This window comes from Bradyrhizobium monzae (assembly GCF_021458635.1).
Lineage (GTDB): Bacteria > Pseudomonadota > Alphaproteobacteria > Rhizobiales > Xanthobacteraceae > Bradyrhizobium.
Genome location: NZ_JAIRDQ010000001.1, coordinates 1,336,396 through 1,353,562 on the forward strand (window position 1 = coordinate 1,336,396; position 17,167 = coordinate 1,353,562).

General features: G+C 63.1%; 25 protein-coding genes and 1 pseudogene. 18 read left to right on the forward strand and 8 right to left on the reverse strand.

Going from position 1 to position 17,167, the window contains the following annotated elements; genetic code table 11:
• Positions 1-52 precede the first annotated feature (52 nt).
• On the forward strand, positions 53-1,951 hold the full coding sequence (thiC, locus tag K3F49_RS06515) for a phosphomethylpyrimidine synthase ThiC (protein WP_234680057.1): 1,899 nt from the start codon (positions 53-55) through the stop codon (positions 1,949-1,951).
• Between the two features lie 129 nt (positions 1,952-2,080).
• Complete coding sequence (locus tag K3F49_RS06520) at positions 2,081-2,683, forward strand: SPFH domain-containing protein (protein ID WP_234680058.1); 603 nt, start codon at positions 2,081-2,083, stop codon at positions 2,681-2,683.
• 286 nt (positions 2,684-2,969) lie between these two features.
• On the opposite strand, the gene K3F49_RS06525 is transcribed toward K3F49_RS06520, so the two are convergent.
• Both K3F49_RS06525 and K3F49_RS06530 read right to left on the reverse strand, forming a co-directional pair.
• Positions 2,970-3,515, reverse strand: coding sequence for an HD domain-containing protein (locus K3F49_RS06525; RefSeq protein WP_234680059.1), 546 nt, complete (start codon positions 3,513-3,515; stop codon positions 2,970-2,972).
• Between the two features lie 22 nt (positions 3,516-3,537).
• Positions 3,538-4,131 carry a DUF4262 domain-containing protein gene (locus K3F49_RS06530; protein WP_234680060.1) on the reverse strand — a complete coding sequence of 198 codons (594 nt, stop codon included), beginning with the start codon at positions 4,129-4,131 and terminating at the stop codon, positions 3,538-3,540.
• On the opposite strand from K3F49_RS06530, the pseudogene K3F49_RS06535 reads away from it, so the two are divergent.
• The 5 genes and pseudogenes from K3F49_RS06535 to K3F49_RS06555 all read left to right on the forward strand — a co-directional run.
• Positions 4,121-4,360: pseudogene (locus K3F49_RS06535) on the forward strand (mismatch-specific DNA-glycosylase); the annotation flags it as partial. The gene K3F49_RS06530 and the pseudogene K3F49_RS06535 sit on opposite strands and share 11 nt — an antisense overlap.
• A 35-nt stretch (positions 4,361-4,395) precedes the next feature.
• On the forward strand, positions 4,396-4,683 hold the full coding sequence (locus K3F49_RS06540) for a hypothetical protein (protein WP_234680061.1): 288 nt from the start codon (positions 4,396-4,398) through the stop codon (positions 4,681-4,683).
• Positions 4,680-4,973 (forward strand): type II toxin-antitoxin system RelE/ParE family toxin, encoded by a 294-nt coding sequence (locus K3F49_RS06545; protein ID WP_234680062.1) that lies wholly within the window; start codon positions 4,680-4,682, stop codon positions 4,971-4,973. The genes K3F49_RS06540 and K3F49_RS06545 overlap by 4 nt, the downstream gene beginning before the upstream one ends.
• Positions 4,974-4,994: 21 nt before the next feature.
• Complete coding sequence (locus tag K3F49_RS06550) at positions 4,995-5,507, forward strand: mismatch-specific DNA-glycosylase (protein ID WP_234680063.1); 513 nt, start codon at positions 4,995-4,997, stop codon at positions 5,505-5,507.
• A gap of 331 nt (positions 5,508-5,838) precedes the next feature.
• On the forward strand, positions 5,839-6,489 hold the full coding sequence (locus tag K3F49_RS06555; protein WP_234680064.1) for a glutathione S-transferase family protein: 651 nt from the start codon (positions 5,839-5,841) through the stop codon (positions 6,487-6,489).
• A 154-nt stretch (positions 6,490-6,643) separates the two neighbouring features.
• Here K3F49_RS06555 and K3F49_RS06560 read toward each other — a convergent pair whose 3' ends face one another.
• Positions 6,644-7,372 (reverse strand): SDR family oxidoreductase, encoded by a 729-nt coding sequence (locus tag K3F49_RS06560; RefSeq protein ID WP_234680065.1) that lies wholly within the window; start codon positions 7,370-7,372, stop codon positions 6,644-6,646.
• Between the two features lie 271 nt (positions 7,373-7,643).
• Positions 7,644-8,081: a VOC family protein gene (locus tag K3F49_RS06565; RefSeq protein ID WP_234680066.1), complete on the reverse strand. Its 438-nt coding sequence runs from the start codon at positions 8,079-8,081 to the stop codon at positions 7,644-7,646.
• 279 nt (positions 8,082-8,360) lie between these two features.
• On the opposite strand from K3F49_RS06565, the gene K3F49_RS06570 reads away from it, so the two are divergent.
• On the forward strand, positions 8,361-8,753 hold the full coding sequence (locus K3F49_RS06570; protein WP_234680067.1) for a hypothetical protein: 393 nt from the start codon (positions 8,361-8,363) through the stop codon (positions 8,751-8,753).
• Positions 8,754-8,875: 122 nt separating this feature from the next.
• Here K3F49_RS06570 and K3F49_RS06575 read toward each other — a convergent pair whose 3' ends face one another.
• The gene (locus tag K3F49_RS06575) at positions 8,876-9,310 is read right to left on the reverse strand and encodes a hypothetical protein (RefSeq protein WP_234680068.1); all 435 of its coding nucleotides are present in this window, start codon (positions 9,308-9,310) and stop codon (positions 8,876-8,878) included.
• 424 nt (positions 9,311-9,734) lie between these two features.
• Between K3F49_RS06575 and K3F49_RS06580 the strand changes: the two genes are divergently transcribed.
• The 4 genes from K3F49_RS06580 (at position 9,735) to K3F49_RS06595 (ending at position 11,720) form a co-directional block, all read left to right on the forward strand.
• On the forward strand, positions 9,735-10,121 hold the full coding sequence (locus K3F49_RS06580; protein ID WP_234680069.1) for a RidA family protein: 387 nt from the start codon (positions 9,735-9,737) through the stop codon (positions 10,119-10,121).
• Between the two features lie 119 nt (positions 10,122-10,240).
• Positions 10,241-10,501, forward strand: coding sequence for a hypothetical protein (locus tag K3F49_RS06585; protein ID WP_234680070.1), 261 nt, complete (start codon positions 10,241-10,243; stop codon positions 10,499-10,501).
• 218 nt (positions 10,502-10,719) lie between these two features.
• Positions 10,720-10,971 carry a hypothetical protein gene (locus K3F49_RS06590; protein WP_234680071.1) on the forward strand — a complete coding sequence of 84 codons (252 nt, stop codon included), beginning with the start codon at positions 10,720-10,722 and terminating at the stop codon, positions 10,969-10,971.
• A 110-nt stretch (positions 10,972-11,081) separates the two neighbouring features.
• Positions 11,082-11,720, forward strand: a complete 639-nt coding sequence (locus K3F49_RS06595) for a hypothetical protein (RefSeq protein WP_234680072.1) — start codon at positions 11,082-11,084, stop codon at positions 11,718-11,720.
• A gap of 6 nt (positions 11,721-11,726) precedes the next feature.
• On the opposite strand, the gene K3F49_RS06600 is transcribed toward K3F49_RS06595, so the two are convergent.
• A complete protein-coding gene (locus tag K3F49_RS06600) occupies positions 11,727-12,212 on the reverse strand; it encodes a J domain-containing protein (protein WP_234680073.1) in 486 nt (161 codons plus the stop codon).
• Between the two features lie 111 nt (positions 12,213-12,323).
• Here K3F49_RS06600 and K3F49_RS06605 point away from each other — a divergent pair, with 111 nt between their 5' ends.
• The 3 genes from K3F49_RS06605 (at position 12,324) to K3F49_RS06615 (ending at position 14,180) form a co-directional block, all read left to right on the forward strand.
• Entirely contained in the window at positions 12,324-13,091 is a 768-nt protein-coding gene (locus K3F49_RS06605) for an SDR family NAD(P)-dependent oxidoreductase (RefSeq protein ID WP_234680074.1), read from the forward strand.
• Between the two features lie 214 nt (positions 13,092-13,305).
• Positions 13,306-13,554 carry a helix-turn-helix domain-containing protein gene (locus tag K3F49_RS06610; protein WP_234680075.1) on the forward strand — a complete coding sequence of 83 codons (249 nt, stop codon included), beginning with the start codon at positions 13,306-13,308 and terminating at the stop codon, positions 13,552-13,554.
• Positions 13,555-13,664: 110 nt separating this feature from the next.
• Positions 13,665-14,180: a collagen-like protein gene (locus K3F49_RS06615; protein WP_234680076.1), complete on the forward strand. Its 516-nt coding sequence runs from the start codon at positions 13,665-13,667 to the stop codon at positions 14,178-14,180.
• A 70-nt stretch (positions 14,181-14,250) separates the two neighbouring features.
• Here K3F49_RS06615 and K3F49_RS06620 read toward each other — a convergent pair whose 3' ends face one another.
• Positions 14,251-14,466: a hypothetical protein gene (locus K3F49_RS06620; protein ID WP_234680077.1), complete on the reverse strand. Its 216-nt coding sequence runs from the start codon at positions 14,464-14,466 to the stop codon at positions 14,251-14,253.
• An 86-nt stretch (positions 14,467-14,552) separates the two neighbouring features.
• Complete coding sequence (locus K3F49_RS06625; RefSeq protein ID WP_234680078.1) at positions 14,553-14,819, reverse strand: DUF2277 domain-containing protein; 267 nt, start codon at positions 14,817-14,819, stop codon at positions 14,553-14,555.
• A gap of 128 nt (positions 14,820-14,947) precedes the next feature.
• Here K3F49_RS06625 and K3F49_RS06630 point away from each other — a divergent pair, with 128 nt between their 5' ends.
• The 3 genes from K3F49_RS06630 to K3F49_RS06640 all read left to right on the forward strand — a co-directional run bounded on the left by K3F49_RS06630 (position 14,948) and on the right by K3F49_RS06640 (position 17,153).
• Positions 14,948-16,009: an alpha/beta fold hydrolase gene (locus K3F49_RS06630; RefSeq protein WP_234680079.1), complete on the forward strand. Its 1,062-nt coding sequence runs from the start codon at positions 14,948-14,950 to the stop codon at positions 16,007-16,009.
• Between the two features lie 119 nt (positions 16,010-16,128).
• Entirely contained in the window at positions 16,129-16,473 is a 345-nt protein-coding gene (locus tag K3F49_RS06635) for a hypothetical protein (protein ID WP_234680080.1), read from the forward strand.
• A 77-nt stretch (positions 16,474-16,550) separates the two neighbouring features.
• Positions 16,551-17,153: an MSMEG_1061 family FMN-dependent PPOX-type flavoprotein gene (locus K3F49_RS06640; RefSeq protein ID WP_234680081.1), complete on the forward strand. Its 603-nt coding sequence runs from the start codon at positions 16,551-16,553 to the stop codon at positions 17,151-17,153.
• The last annotated feature ends 14 nt before the right edge of the window (positions 17,154-17,167 follow it).

Sequence of the window (17,167 nt, forward strand, 5' to 3'; positions counted from 1 at the left end):
GTCAGCAGCGTCGCCCCGACGCACACACATACGAATTAAACCGGAGGATCCCATGAACATCCGCTCCAACCCTGAAAAAACCGTCCCCGCCGTCACCACCGGCCCGCTGCCGTCGTCGCGAAAGATCTTCGCCTCGCCTGACGCCGCACCGGATATCCGCGTGCCGCTGCGCGAGATCATCCTGTCCGAAGGCGCCGGCGAGCCGAACCTGCCGGTGTACGACACCTCGGGCCCCTACACCGATCCGTCCGTCACCATCGACGTCAACGCCGGTCTCGCCCGTGGCCGCAAGGCGTGGGTGCTGGAGCGCGGCGGCGTCGAGGAATATCAGGGCCGGCAGATCAAGCCGGAGGACAATGGCAGCGTCTCCACCGACAAGGCCGCGCGCGCCTTCTCCGCCTATCACCAGCCGCTGCGCGGCCTTGACGGCCACAAGATCACCCAGCTCGAATTCGCCCGGGCCGGCATCATCACCAAGGAGATGATCTACGTCGCCGCCCGAGAAAATCTCGGCCGCAAGCAGCAGCTCGATCGCGCCGAAGCGGCCCTCGCCGACGGCGAAAGCTTTGGCGCCGAAGTCCCCGCCTTCATCACCCCGGAGTTCGTGCGCAGCGAGATCGCGCGCGGCCGCGCCATCATCCCCTCCAACATCAACCACTCAGAACTCGAGCCGATGATCATCGGCCGCAACTTCCTCACCAAGATCAACGCCAATATCGGCAACTCGGCGGTGACCTCGTCGGTCGAGGAAGAGGTCGAGAAGATGGTGTGGGCGATTCGCTGGGGCGCCGACACCGTGATGGACCTCTCGACCGGCCGCAACATCCACACCACCCGCGAATGGATCCTGCGCAACGCGCCGGTGCCGATCGGCACGGTGCCGATCTATCAGGCACTGGAGAAGTGCAACGGCGATCCGGTCGCGCTGACCTGGGAGCTCTACAAGGACACGCTGATCGAGCAGTGCGAGCAGGGCGTCGACTATTTCACCATCCACGCCGGCGTGCGCCTGCAATACATCCATCTCACCGCCAACCGCGTCACAGGCATCGTCTCGCGCGGCGGCTCGATCATGGCGAAGTGGTGCCTGGCGCATCACAAGGAGAGTTTTCTTTACACCCACTTCGATGAAATTTGCGACTTGATGCGCAAATACGATGTCTCCTTCTCGTTGGGCGATGGATTGCGTCCCGGCTCGATCGCAGACGCCAACGACCGCGCGCAATTTGCCGAACTCGAAACCCTCGGCGAATTGACAAAAATCGCGTGGGACAAGGGCTGCCAGGTCATGATCGAAGGCCCCGGCCACGTGCCGATGCACAAGATCAAGATCAACATGGACAAGCAGCTCAAAGAATGCGGCGAAGCGCCGTTCTACACCCTCGGGCCCCTGACCACCGACATCGCGCCGGGCTATGACCACATCACCTCGGGCATCGGTGCCGCCATGATCGGCTGGTTCGGCTGCGCCATGCTCTGCTACGTCACGCCGAAGGAGCATCTCGGGCTCCCTGACCGTAACGACGTCAAGGTCGGCGTCATCACCTACAAGATCGCGGCCCACGCCTCCGATCTCGCCAAGGGTCACCCGGCCGCCCAGCTCCGCGACGACGCGCTGTCACGTGCTCGTTTCGACTTCCGCTGGAGCGACCAGTTCAACCTCGGCCTCGATCCCGACACCGCGAAGAACTTCCACGACGAGACCCTGCCGAAGGAAGCCCACAAGGTCGCGCATTTCTGCTCGATGTGCGGCCCAAAATTCTGCTCGATGAAGATCACGCAGGACGTGCGGGATTATGCCGCGACGCTGAACGATCCGAACAGCATCGGCATGTCGATCAGCGGGACGGCCGAGGATGGCATGGCCAAAATGAGTGCGAAGTTCAAGGAGATGGGCTCGAGCGTTTATCTGGATGCGGAGAAGGTGAAGGAGAGTAATCGGGTGTTGTGAGGGATTGGTTTCGATCCACGAAGAGCGGGTTGATCTCAGTCAACCCGCTCTTTTCTTGGGCTAAGATGCTCCTCACTAGGATCTCACAAAGCAACGCCCGTTAGTCGGAGGGGATCGTTGGACAGGAACATGGACCAAATACTCGGCTCCCTACTGATCTCGTTTCTGTTGATAGGCACTATTGTTGGCGCTTGGGTTTGGATTTTGGTCCTGTTCAAGAAGGGAATTATGGGCCTGATCGGTTATGATCGAATCAGCGTTCGCCAATTCGAGAGCATCCTCGTTTACAAAAGCGGCGACTTTGAACGAACATTGTCGCAGGGTAGCCACTGGATACGAGCAAAGAATCTCCAATTCGTTCGGATCGATACACGCCCCGAAGTACATCGAATCAGTCAGAGCGCAATTTCGTTCGATCATTTTTCTCTCAACCTCCTCTATGTCGCCCGGACACAAATCATCGACGCAAAAGCCTCATTCGAGAGCACGCAAAATCTCCGGGACGATGTTTTCGTCCAACTGCAATCGACCGTGAAGAACGTTTGCCGACTTAAGCCGCGCGTTGAAATTCAGTTGGACCAAGAAACTTTTGGCGCCAGTGTAAAAGACGCCGCCAATTTGGCGTTGCGCAACTTCGGCTGTGCATGCTTGACATTTGAACTACTGCAAACCGACTCTGCAGGCCCGGTTGCAGACCTGAGCGACAAGCGGATGGGATTTGGGCCGCACTAACGTGCCCGCATGAGCTGTAGGCCTTGCGCCGTCGCGTGTTGAATGACCGCACTTGTGAGCGGCTAACCCACCCTGAGCCGCTCAGCTCAACTACGCGAACTCCCGCGCAAGATTGTCGCGGGCCCGCCGATCATATTTCGCGGTGAAGCCGGCGTCGGGATAGCTCGTAGGATGGTAGAGCGCAGCGAAACCTATCAACTTGCTACGGGACGAGCGATGGGTTTCGCTTACGCTCTACCCATCCTACGTGCCCGCCAGGAAGCACCTGCGCGAGACCGACACAGCCTCAGCTCAGCGAAGCCAACTCCCGTGCGAGATTGTCGCGAGCACGCTGATCATATGTCGCGGCGAAGCCGGCGTCGGGATAGATGACCGGACGGGCGGCGAACCTGCGAAGCACCGCAGCGCGGCCCGCGCGAAAGTCTGCATCGCTGACATGGATGAACTCCTGCCGGACGGCTGCAGCATATGCGTCATACCGCGCCGGCTCCGCGCCCAGGATGCTGAGGTCGATCGAGATCAGGATGGCGCCAGGGCGATCATCCGACTTGACATCGTGCGTCCGCGTCAGACGGATCAGGCGACCGACCTCGACGCGAAGATCGGCACGCACATGCTGTTCGGCCAGTTGCGCACTGAGCTCCTCGTTGTCCGGTCGGGACGGAACATAAATGATGTCATGCCACCAGATCGCTTCCGACGGAAGCTCGCACTCGTGAGCCGAGAGCCCTTCCAGCCGCGTGAGCGCAGCGAGGCAGTCCTCGATATGCGCGAGGTTGTGATAGTGTCGGCCGGGCGCCGCGTAGGCGGCAGCCAATTCTTCACGGTTCATTGTCAGACCATTTCGCAAGACGTCAAGAGACTGTCCTCTTCAACAGCGGCTGATCCCGCCTGACGTCGAGCGAGCAGTCCGCCTCCCACGGAAAATGACGATCAGCATCTTGCCAGACGACCTGGAGACAGGGGAATGAGAGCCGCGATTTCCTGTAGAACCAGATCGCGGTGCCGAGATAATCGGGATAAGCTCCGAACGGCACCTGCCAGAAACCGAGCTTGTAGCCGTTCTCCAGCAGTTCATCGGAGATATCGCCGTCGGCGAATTTGTGTCCCGCAGCAGCACGATCGCGGATAAGGTTGATGATGGCCTGCGCGTTTTGGGCGCTCTGGCCGAAGATGATGAGTTCGGAGTGGCCGTAGTTCAGATACAGACCGATTGAAAATGCAAACGGTGGATTGGCATCGGGTATGCCCGTGACATGGCAGCCATGGTTGCGGACGTTGCGCAAAATGACCTTGTCGGCATCGTGCTCGGGCTCGGGCCACTCAAACCGGTCTTGCATTCTTCCCCCAACCGGCCCGAGGCGCGCGGCGCTCACACGACCCTGACAATACCGACGGCAAACTCGGGGAAGAAGCAAGCCAATAGTCGCATCGAAGATGTCCAACACCTTCCACCGCCTCCCCGACCAACTCCGCCCCAACCTCCGCCTCGTCTTCGTCGGCACCGCCGCCTCGACGCGCTCGGCCGAGCTCGGGCACTATTACGCCCATCCCGGCAACCGCTTCTGGCGCGCGATCCATGAAGCCGGCATCACGCCGCGGCGCTATCAGCCGGGCGAGTTTGCGGCGCTGATCGAGCTCGGGATCGGCTTCACCGATCTCTCCAAGTCGGGCGCCTCGACAAATTGGTCCTCCGCGCCTATTCTGGTTGCATGAACATCATTCGCCGCACGCTGGATATCGACACCCACACCGACGCGCGTTTGCGCGAGATGGCCGACGAGCGCGGGCAGGATGTCGCAGCCGTGCTCGCGGAAGCCGTGGCGCTCCTCGATTCCGTGGTCGATATCGCCGGCCCCGACATCGCTGAGGATCGCCGGCGGCTGGATGATTTCAAGAAGACTCGCGCAGCTGTTCCGCTCGACGAGGTGAAGGACTGGGTCGCGAGCTGGGGTACGGCGAAGGAGCTGCCGCGCCCGGCGGCGCGCAGGATCGGATGATCCTGCTTTCGCCCGACGCCGTCGAGGACGTCGAGCGATTGCGTTCGTTTCTAGATCAACATAGCCCGGTTGCTGCGCAGCGCGCGCTCGCGTCGATATGGCGCGTGATAGATAGGTTGCAGGAGTTTCCCAACCTGGGAGCGCCAACTGGCGATGCCGAGCTTCGCCAGATCGTGGTCCGCTTTGGCGCCTCCGGCTACATCGTGCGGTATACCGTGCTGGCGGAGAAACGAGACATCCTGATCACGCGGATATGGCATGGCCGCGAAGCCCGCAAGTCGGACGATTGAGCGTAGCCACGGACGATTGACTTGCCTCAAGCCCACCGCCTCCCCGACCAACTGCGCCCCAACCTCCGCCTCGTCTTCGTCGGCACCGCCGCCTCGACGCGCTCGGCCGAACTCGGGCACTACTACGCCCATCCCGGCAACCGCTTCTGGCGCGCGATCTATGAGGCCGGCCTCACGCCGCGGCGCTATCAGCCGGGCGAGTTTGCGTCGCTGATCGAGCTCGGGATCGGCTTCACCGATCTCTCCAAGGCGGGCGCGGGGATGGATCACCAGATCGCGGCAGAGACGATCGACGTGCCGGGGTTCAGGGCGAAGATCGAGAAGTATCAGCCAAGAACGATTGCGTTCACGAGCAAGAAAGCGGCGAGCTTGTTTTACGGCAGGCCGTCGAGCGGGATTTTGCTGGGGCGGCAGAAGCGCGACGAGAGCTTGCCGGAGGTGTTTGTGTTGCCGTCGCCGTCCGGTGCGGCGTCCGGGCATTGGACGCTGGAGCCGTGGCGAGAATTGGCGGAGTGGATCGCCTGCACGCCTTAAGCCGCTCACTAACGGGCCCCCTCCGCTCTCGTGTCCCGGGCAAGCGCAGCGCAGACCCGGGACCCAGAAGCTCCGGCACGGATGCGGCATGGGCCCCGGCTCTGCAGCGCATCACGCCGCAAGTGGCGGCGCGCTGCACTGCGTCCGGGGCACGCCACCATCCGTATCCCGCATACCCCCTTGTCGGATTCGCGATCTCGATTTTCGCATATCCATCATCGCCAGCATGTCGCAGTTTGCCCTACGTACCACGACATTTAGATAGCCTGTCGGAATCCACCCCACTCGTTCGTCCTCTGCACGCCGAACCCGATCACGCCGGAGACCCCGCATGCCCCCGACCATCACCGCCTTCGCAAACTCGCCCGACCGCGGCAGGGGACAGGCGCGCGACATGCGGGTGCGCTGGGCGTTCGAGGAGGCGGGGCAGCGCTATGACGTTCGGCTGGTGTCGTTCGAGGCCATGAAGCAGCCGGGGCATCTTGCGCTGCATCCGTTCGGGCAGATCCCGACTTTCGAGGACGGCGATCTCGCACTGTTCGAGTCCGGCGCAATCGTGCTCCATATCGCCGAGCGTCATGACGGCTTGCTGCCGGCCGAGCCGAACGCCAGGGCGCGCGCTATCGCGTGGATGTTTGCTGCGCTCAACACCGTCGAGCCGTCGATCGTCGATCTCGGCATGGCGACGCTGCTCGAACGTGACGAGAGCTGGTATGACGAGCGCTTGCCCATTCTGAGGGATCGCGTTGTTGCCCGGCTCGACGAATTGTCCCGCCACCTCGGCGGGGCCGACTGGCTCGACGGCACGTTCAGCGCCGGCGATCTCCTGATGGTGACGGTGCTGCGCAGGCTGAATGCATCGCGCATCCTCGGCGGCTATCCGACCCTCTCATCCTACGTTGCCCGCGGCGAAGCGCGCCCCGCCTTTCGCCGCGCGTTCGATGCGCAGCTGGCGGTTTTCACGGCGGCGTCAGCTGGCTGACGATGTCGTTCGTAGGATGGGTAGAGCGCAGCGAAACCCATCAACTGGGCCGAAGCAACAGGTGCGCCCGTTCGACTGCGCCACAGGCTTGCTAGACCGCAGACCGGGCGATGGGTTTCGCTTCGCTCTACCCATCCTACAAGAACACGCGCGCCTACAAATCGAAATTGGTCGGCAGCATGACCACGTCGCGGATGGTCATGCCGCGCGGCCGCGTCAGCATGAACAACACGACATCAACGACTTCGCTGGCCTCCAGCAAGCTTCCCGAGTCTCTGGCTTCCTTCAGCTTCTCGGGCGGCCAGTCCGCGAGCAATGCGGTGACGACCGGGCCGGGCGAGATCGAGCCGACGCGAATGCCGTGCTTGAAGACCTGGCGCCGCACCGTCTGGACGAAGCAGTTGATCGCCCATTTGGATGACGCATAGACCGGCTCCCACGGCGTCGGAAAATGCGCCGCCAGCGAACTCGTGACGATGATATCGCCTGTCCGGCGCGCGATCATGTGCGGCAGCACGTCGTGCACGTTCTTCATCACGACGTTGACGTTCAGGTTCAGCATCCGGTCGATCGCCATGTTGTCGGCGTCGATGAGGTCGCCACCGACATAGGTGCCCGCGTTGGCATGCAGGATGTCGAGCTGCCCTGCCGTCTCCAGAACGCGCGGCAGCAGCGTGGCGCAGTCGTCGGGATCCAGCAGGTCGACGGCCAGCGGGATCACCGCGTTGCCATGCTTGTTGCCGAGCGCCTTCAGCGCGGCCTCGTCGCGATCGACCATCACCACGCGTGCGCCCGCGGCCAGCATTGCCTCGGCACTCGCCAATCCGATGCCCGACGCGGCCCCGGTTACGGCCGCAACCTTGCCTTCCAATTCGTTTGCCATGAGGTCACCATTCGGCTGATGGTGGGCAGTATAGCGATCCTGGCCGAATTGGCGAAGCGGGTCGCTTCGTAGAGCAAGTTAGCGATAGCGCCACTCGCTCAGCCGTCGTCCTGGCGAAAGCCAGGACCCATTACCCCAGGGCAAAGTTTGGCGACGACTCGTGGTCCGGTACACGACCGACCGTAACCGATAGATTCCGCGGTATGGGTCCTGGCTTTCCGCCAGGACGACACCGTGGATTTGGTTACGCGGCCGCAGCACCGTCACCGCCTCACCCGGCATACGCCTTGTCCAATTCCGCGATCACGATCTTCCGCATCCCCATCATCGCCTGCATGACGCGATTGGCCTTGGTCCGATCGGAGTCGCCGAGATAGCGGCCGAGCGCCGTCGGCACCACCTGCCAGGAGAGCCCGAACTTGTCCTTGAGCCAGCCGCACCTCGATTCCTCGCCGCCGTCGGCGGTGAGGCGGCCCCAAAAATAGTCGACCTCGTCCTGCGTCTCGACGCTGATGAAGAACGACACCGCCTCGTTGAAGCGGTGTTGCGGCCCGCCGTTGAGTGCGTTGAAGCGCTGTCCCTCGAGCTCGAACACCGCCATGAAGTCGCTGACGTTCTCGACCTTCGCGTTGGGGAATACCGATTTGTAGAAGGCGACGGCTTCCGGAACGTTGTTGTCGAACCAGAGAAACGGCGTGATGGAGGTCATATTCGGATATCCTTTCGCGACGAATCCGGACGCGCACACACGCGCGCCGTCATTCGAAGGACGAACGCGCAGGCGATAATCCGACAGGCGGAATAGCACTCTTTCCGTTTCCGAGGCGCGACCTCCGCCAAACGGCTGACGCCGTACCTCCTCCGATCGATCGACGTCGCATGCGGACTATTGCAAGGGCGCGATGGCGGCGATACGACTTGGGGGAAGAACGTGGGACGGAACAGCCGAGCCTCAACCGGCGCACGTCATGTCGAGGAAGCCGCCGCCATGAGCGACGATCTCTCCGGTGTCTGGGACGGCACTTACATTCAACCCGGCACGGGAATGGTCACGTTCACGGCGACGCTGGTCGAGGCCGGCGGCGCGATCAGCGGCCGCGTCACCGAACCCTGCTCGAATCCGCGCTGTCCCCGGCGAACCCACAGCGCCTCGATCACGGGCCATCGCTCAGGCAGCGTCGTGTCGTTCGTCAAACGCTACGAGCCGCCGGGTTACGGCTTCGACATCGTCCACTACGACGGCATCATGAATGGAGAGGCGACCGAGATCGACGGGCGCTGGCAGCTGCCGGGCACATCCGGCTCGTTCCTGATGATCCGCTCCGGCAAACGCGCACAGGCGAGCACCACTGACGATCAGACCAGGCAACCGGCACGCTGACAACGCGATGAGATTTGCTGACTCGATGCTGGCCCAGAACTCGGCCCACGATTTGTATCCATCACGGAAGAATGGTGGACGCGGCGCCTGCGCGCCTTTGCCCACCCTTGCGGCACCGTCTCCTACCGCATCGTGATCGCGAGACCGCTCAGATCCGCATTCGCCATCAGGCCGGTCTGGTAGCCCGACAGCTCCAGCACCGCGCCCTTCTGGTTGGTGAGCACGATGGCGCGGGCGCCGCGGCCGACCGCGAGGCCGGCACCGGCGGCGCCATAGACGCCGGCGACATCGGAGGGACGGTTGATGTTGGAGACGCGGCCGCGCAGCACGGTCTTGGAGCCGCCGAAGACGAGGCCGTAATCGAGCCCGCCGGTCGAGAGCGAATAGGAGCGGCCGCGGAAGTTCAAAACGCCCGAGCCGCCCGAACCGCCGATGATCCAGCCCGCCTTGTAGATCGTCAGCACCACGGTGCCGCCGTCGGCCAGCGCCGCGGTCGAGAGGCCGGCAAGTGCTGCAATGGCGACGAACGCGGCACGCAAGGTGGAAGCAATCTTCATGGGGCGTCTCCGGGAGCTATTTTTCAAGGGGAAAGCGAATCAGATGCAGCAATCTATCCGATCGATCGCGGCGGCAACATGATCGGGGATGGTCTCCTCATTCTCCGTCATTGCGAGCGAAGCGAAGCAATCCAGAATCTTTCCGCGGAGACAGTCTGGATTGCTTCGCTGCGCTCGCAATGACGGGGGATGGATTGCGGCCTTCCCGCCAGCGGGTCGCACGCGGGGAAAGCCTCCGCGAACACCACTCCCATCATGCCATGATGCCAGTGTTTTGCCCGACGGGTCAATCAAAATTTCTGTATTTCAGAAATTTAATTCCACCGATGATTTCTACTGTGCATGGGGTTGTTTTCGCGTTTTTGGTTGGAGCAGGCCCGGCATGCCGCTACGCTCATGCTGAAACCATCACCCCGAGGTCCCCATGCCGATCCAGCATTTCGCTGCCCCACCGCACGTCAAGGCGCCGCCGCTCTCCTTCGCGACCCGCGTCGGCGACCTCTTGTTCGTCTCAGGCATTCCCGGCTTCGACGCCCATGGCGCGCTGCCTGACGGCTTCGAGGCGCAATTCGCCAATGTCGTCGTCAACATCAAGCGCGTGCTGGACGAGGCCGGCGCCACGATGCGCGATCTCGCCAAGGTCAACGTGCTCTTGACCCGCGCCTCGGACGTCGCCGCGATGAATGCGCTCTATGCCGGCGCATTCGGCCCGCCGCCTTTCCCTGCACGCACCACCTGCGTGGTGCAGGCACTGCCCGATCCGAAGATGCTGATCGAGATCGAGGCGGTGGCGTCGCTGGCCAAGGGATAGTCAGAGGGATAGTCAACGGGGAGCTGCCTGACATATCCGTGATCGGCCACGGTGCGGCTTGCAAGCTGTGCAGTTTTGCCGCACCAGTCTCCGGCCACGTTCCCATCAGGAGATCTTTCATGCGTCGCGTTCTCGCCCTTTGTGCCGTTGCCGGCATCGCCTCTTCCGTGTTCGCCGTGCCGGCCTCGGCGAAGACCGGCTATTACGTGATCCGCTGGGACAACACCGGCGTCTGCCAGGTCTGGAACGAGGATCTCCGCTACAAGCCGTTCCAGTGGGGCGTGTCGACCTACAAGGTCGTCAGCAAGCCGCTCCCGACTTTCACGCAGGCCTCCGAGCTCCAGATCAAGATGCGCGCCGAGCGCCGCTGTACGCTCTGAGCCGATCGGCTGATCCAATGCGAGGGCGGGTTGCGCAGGCAGCCCGCCCTCTTCTTTTGGCCAGCGAATTCCGCCATTTCCGGCACGCGCGCTTTGAACCTGATCCGCACACGGAACTACTCACATCTTGTCCGGGGCGCAGGCTGAGAGCGCCCCGCACCCCCTCCCCGTCATTGTCGGGAGGCGCATCACATCTTTCATTTTTGAGGAGCTGATCCATGCGTCGTATCTCCATGCTGTGCGCTGCCGCCGGTCTCGCTGCGGCCGCCTTCGTCGCCGCGAGCCCGGCCGAAGCCGGCTATCATCTGATCCGCTGGCAGGACAGCGGCGTGTGCCAGATCTGGGACGAGAGCATCCCGACCACGCCGTGGCCGGCCGGTTACCATCGTGCCAGCACGTCCGTGCCGACCTTCCTCGACGCGCTCGCGCTGAAGGATAATGCATTGAAGGCCGGTCACTGCAGCTGGTAGAGTTCGGCAGCTGCTAAGAATTCGGTCGGCGGACGACAAGGGCCGGGCAAGGATGCAATGCTAGCATCCTTGCCCGGTCGTTTTTTCACCTCGCGGATTGGAGCAGGTCGATGCGCGCACGGACGACGACGCTGGCTGCTTTCTCCGCTTTGCTCCTGCTCGCCGCGGCAGCGCAGGCGCAGGCTCCGCAATCCTTCCGCGTGATCTCGCCAATTTTCAGTCAGCTCGTCAGCTTTGCGATGCCGTCGAATTTCGCAGCCGTGTTCGAGAACACCAAGGGCGGCCACTACATCCGCGAAGCCGTGCTCAAGGGCGAGACGCCCGAGATCTGGACGCAGATGATCACGGTCACCGGCGAGAAGGGCATGACGTTGACGCCAGGCGCATCGCCGCAGATTTTCGCAGGCACGATCGCAGGCGGGTTCAAGACGGCATGTCCCGACAGCTTTGCGGCCAGGCCTTTGGGCGAGACGAGATTCGGCCGTTTCGAGGGCTTTGTCGCGGTGATCGGTTGCGGCCGCATCGACAGCGGCCCGACCCGGCACGCCGAAACCGCGCTGCTGATCACGCTCAAGGGCGCCACCGACTATTACACCATCCAATGGGCCGAGCGCGGCCCCGAAAGCGACGAGCCGCCAGTCAACGACAACCGCTGGGAAGCCCGCCTGCGCGATCTGAGCCCGATCGATCTCTGCCCGATCATGCCGGGTGAAGCCGCGCCTTTTCCGAGCTGCGTGAACAAGAGCTGAGCGCTCTCACGCGTCCTTATGCGCGCCTGGGTGAATGAGAATATCACGCGCGGAGCTGAGGTCGATAAAGGCCTGCGCGCTGCCGCCCTGGTCGGGATGCATGCCCTTGGCGGCGCGGCGATAGGCCTGGTTGATGTCGTCGCAGGTGAGCTGCACCGCGAGCGGCAGGCCCAGCATCTTGCGCGCGCGATCCTCGCTCGACAATTTCTTCGGCGCGGCGTTGCGACGGCCGAAGCGCGGCGCGGTCAGATCATGGACGACCTCGAGGATCACGCCGACACGGCGCCGGGCCGCCAGCGTGACGCCGCGATCGTCATTGTCCGCGGCCTGGCGCAGCACGGGCAGCGCCTGCTCGGCGGCCTGCCGCAGCGTGGCATCGGTGCTCATCCGCACGATCTCGGCCACCAGCCGCCCTGCTTCGGCCCAGTCGGCGAAGTCCGCCGAGCGCAGGCGCTCGAGCGCCAATTTCCAGGATTCAAGTCGTTCCATCATGCGCGCAACGTTTAGCAATGAAGGCGAGTATGCCAAGCCGGCCGTTTCCGACCCCTTAATTTCGAGTTAGCCTTTCATGAAACTTAGAAACGAAATCGGGAGGAAAATGTCATGGCATTGCTCGCAAACCACATCGCTGTCGTCACGGGCGCCGGTTCCGGCATCGGCCGGGCGATCGCCGCCGGCTACGCCCGCGAGGGGGCGCAAATCGTGCTGCTCGACGTCAATGCCGACACGGTCGCCGAGGCCGCCCAGGAGATCCGCAAGGCCGGTGGCAAGGCCGAGAGCTTTGCGCTGGATGTGACCAAGCGTGACGATTGCTTTGCGCTGGCGAAGACCGTCGCCGACAAGATCGGGCAGGTCTCGATCCTCGTCAACAATGCCGGCATCACCCGCCGCAATGCCTTCACCGCGGAGACCGAGACGGTCGCGAAGGATTGGAACGACATCATCTCGCTCAACCTCAACGGCGTCTTCAACACGACGCAGGCCTTCCTCGCGCCGTTGCGCGCAGCCAAGGGCCGCATCGTCAATATCGCCTCGATCCAGTCTTTCGTGCATCTGCGCACGCCGAGCTCGGCGGCCTACACCACGTCCAAACACGGCGTGCTCGGCTTCACCAAGGCGCTCGCGGTCGAGCTCGGCAAGGAAGGCGTGCGCGTTAACGCGATCGGGCCAGGCTTCATCGAGACCAACATCAACGCCAAGGTACGCGCCACCAATCCCGCGCTGGTTCAGGCCTTCGTCGACCACACCCCGCTTGCGCGCACCGGCAAGCCCGAAGACATCGTCGGCCCCGCGATCTTCCTCGCCTCGGACCTGTCGTCCTACGTCACGGGCACGATCGTGATGGTGGATGGCGGGTATCGCACGGTGTGAGACCCGAAATCGGTCCGCATCGCTATGCATCTCGTGCCAATCGCGGCGGCGCGGCGGCATTCCCAAGGTCAATTCGTGCGATCGCGCGCAATTAACCTTTCATTAACCAAACCCGCCCACCGTAGATCTACGGCTTAGGATTTACGGCTTGGGGGTCGTTTGTTCTCGATTCGCTTCCAACGATGGAAGCGGGCGTTGATCGGGGAGTGTGTTGATGACCACTGTTCATGTCGCGGCGCCCGAGCGGGGCGCGCAATTTCTTGCACCCAACGAGATCGTTCCACTGTTGATCGGCGCGACCGTCGGCGAGGTCGAGCGTGAGCTCGTGCTTCAGACGCTCGCACGCTGCGACGGCAATCGCACGCGTGCCTCGCGCGTGCTCGGCCTGTCGGTGCGCACGCTGCGCAACAAGATCAGGATCTATGCGGCGTCCGGCATCAAGGTGCCGGCCTATCATGACTAGCGCGTGACGCCCGCCGATTGATGTGATCAAGCCCGGCACGATATGCGGGCGGAATTGCTGCCGTCGTCAAACGCCGCTAAGTAGCTTCCTTGCACAGAGGGAGTAGCGGCGTGGCAGACGATCAAGGACGGCAGGGACCGCGCGGGCGGCAGGGCGAGCCGGGACGGCCGGGGCCGCAGGGTCATCCGGGCAAGCGGGGCCCCGACGGCGCACGCGGCAAGCCGGGACCGCAGGGCAAGCCTGGGCCGGCCGGAAAGGCCGGAGCGCAGGGCAAGGCCGGTCTGCCGGGCAAGGCGGGCGAAGCCGGCGCGCGGGGCGCAGCTGGACCGCAGGGCGCCGTGGGTCCGCAAGGGCCCGCCGGTCCTCAAGGCCCGCGCGGCGAAGCCGGTCCGCCCGGCCAATTGCCGTCGATCGAGCAGGTGCTGCCGTGGCTGGAGCAGCTGTTCGACGCCTGGGACGAGCGCCGCCGCCAGCGCGAGCAGGAGGCCGCCGAACGCGCTGCGTTAGAGGCCGCCGTGCAGGAAGCTGAAGACGCGTCCTCCGACGACGACGCCGAGAGCGACGATGTCGAGGGCGACGAGCACAAGAAAAAGAAGAAAAAGAAGAAGCACGGCCACAAGGACTAGAGCATGATCCGGAAAAGTGCGCAGCGGTTTTCCGAACAGATCATGCTCAGAGAATAACCCAAAAGCGCGCCTACTTCACCTGATCCTCACGCCGCGGCAGCATGCCCATGCGCTCGAATTGCCAGCGCATGGCGCGGTACCAGAGATAACCGACCACAGCGCCGCAAACGGCCAGGATCACCATGCTCGCGCTCGAGAACGAGCCGCTCCACCACATCATCCACGCCGTCCACAACAGCGTGAAAATGATGGCACCTGCTTTCAGGGGAAGAAGGGGGCGGTTCATGATCGTGCTCCGGGTTGTCAAAACCCCGGCGAACATCATCGCGCGTGAGGGCCATCGCTTCCGTGAGCCAGATCACGGTCGAACCTCTAACCGAACCGCAACCGCGAACGCTCCTTCGCCTTCTCCGCCTCGACCTCGCGGTCGCGCGTCGGTGCATGGGTGTGCAGCGATGTTAGCAGTTTTCGCGCGGCCTCCGAGACCTCAGCGACCGCGCGGTCGAATGCCGCCTCATTGGTCTGCGACGGCCTGCTGAAGCCGGAGAGTTTTCGCACGAATTGGAGCGCGCTGGCATGGATCTCGTCCTCCGTCGCCGGCGGCTCGAAGTTGAACAGCGTCTTGATGTTGCGGCACATGCGGTGTCTCCCGATGATTTCCTCATAAGACGATCGGCGGAACCGAAATCCTACATCCTTCCGGACACTTCTGCTAAGGTCCGTCCCAACGCGGCCACGAGCCATGAGCCGCACATGGGGAGACCAACATGAAAGCTTCTTGCGCGGCGCTGTCGGCCGTTCTGCTGTCCATCTCGACATCGGTCTTCGCCGCCGACTATCCGGCGCCGAAACAGGGCGATTGGGTCGCCAAGGATTTCAAGTTCCACACCGGCGAGGTCATGCCGGAACTGAAGCTGCATTACACCACGGTCGGTGAACCGACCGGACAACCGGTGCTGGTGCTGCACGGCACCGGCGGCTCGGGCGCGAGCATGCTGACACCCGCCTTCGCCGGCGAGATGTTCGGAGCCGGACAGCCGCTCGACGCGTCCAAATATTACATCATCATTCCCGACGCGATCGGCCACGGCAAATCGTCGAAGCCGTCCGACGGCATGAAGACGAGCTTCCCGAAATACAATTACGACGACATGGTCGAGGCGCAGCATCGCCTCGTGGCCGAAGGCCTCGGCGTCAAGCATCTGCGGCTCGTGATCGGCAATTCCATGGGCGGCATGCAGACCTGGCTGTGGGGCGAGGCATATCCCAAAGACATGGACGCGCTGGTGCCGATGGCCTCGCAGCCGACCGATATGGCGTCGCGCAACTGGATGATGCGGCGGATCATGCTCGACACCATCCGCAACGATCCCGATTACAATGGCGGCAATTACACCAGCCAGCCGCGCATGATGAAGTACGCCATCACGGCCTACGGCATCGCCAGCATCGGCGGCACGCTCGCCTATCAACAACAGGCACCGACCGCAGCGAAGGCCGACAAGATCGTCGACGAACGGCTGGCGACGCCGATTACCGCGGATGCCAACGACTTCGTCTACCAGTGGGAGTCCTCGCACGACTACAATGCCGCCGAGAAGCTGGAGGGAATCGAGGCATCGTTGCTGCTGATCAACTCCGCCGACGACGAGCGCAATCCGCCCGAGACCGGCGTGACGGACGCCGCGATGAAGCGGGTCAAGAACGGCAAGCTGTATCTCATCCCCGCAAGCACAGAGACGCGCGGCCACGGCACCACCAGCAACGCAAAATTCTACAGCGAGCAGGTTCGGCAATTGCTGCAAACCGCACCGCAGCGCACGATGTAGCATCGTCAGAGCTGCCCCCATATCGCAACGCGCCGCATATTATTTGAGCATGCAATGAGCCGGCGGCTCGGGCTTAATCGCGTCAACGATACGAATCGACACGCGATGAGGAGAATCCCATGCACAGGCTTGCGCTGTGCGTCTGGCTCGCCGCGATGACGAGCGCCGCGTTCGCGTTCGACAACGGTCAATACGACAACGTTCCGCCCGACATTCGCGCCTGGTTCAAGAGCGTGATCGCGCCGAACGGCGTACCTTGCTGCGACATCTCCGATGGCCATCGCACCGACTACGACGTGCGCAAGGGCACGTATTGGGTGCCGATCGAGGGGCAATGGATGGAGGTACCCGAGCGCGCCATCATCCGCGATCGTGGCAATCCGGTCGGTCAAGCCGTGGTGTGGTACGTCCACCACCGCGGCGCCATCATCATCAGCTGCTTCGTGCCCGCCGACGCAGTGTAGCGAGTCTTGATGGATTCCATTGGCCGGAGACGGTTCGATCGGGTAGTTTGACGCCAAGTTGATGCGGAGGCACACAATTGACCGACCTTTGCGCCGAAGACCTCGCCACCATCTATGCGGAGCCGACCCCGCGCGTGATCGCAAAGGCGCGTCCCGCGATCGACGTGCATGCGAGGAAGTTCATCGAAATGTCGCCGTTCTGCGTGCTTGCGACTTCGGGCATCGACGGCAGCGTCGATGCCTCACCCCGCGGCGGCGGCGTCGGCTTCGTCCATGTCGCCGGCCCCAATCAACTGCTGCTGCCCGACCGCGCCGGCAACAACCGCATCGACAGTTTCCGCAACGTCGTCGAAGGCTCTGGCTTTGTGCATCTGCTGTTCTTCGTGCCGGGCATCGACGAGACGCTGCGCGTCGGCGGGCGCGGCACGCTGTCGGCCGATCCGGTTCTGCTCGCCTCGATGGTCGAGTTCGGCAAGCCGCCGCGTGCGGTGCTGAGCGTCGCTGTCAGCGAAGTCTATTTCCACTGCGGCAAGGCGCTGATGCGCTCGAAACTGTGGACACCGGAGAAGGTGCAGCGCTCGGTGATGCCCAGTGTCGCCCAGGTGATCCACGACCAGACCGGACTCGGCGAGCCGGAGAGCCAGGAGATCGTGGAAGAGCGCTACAGGACGCAGCTGTAACTGCGCCCGAACAA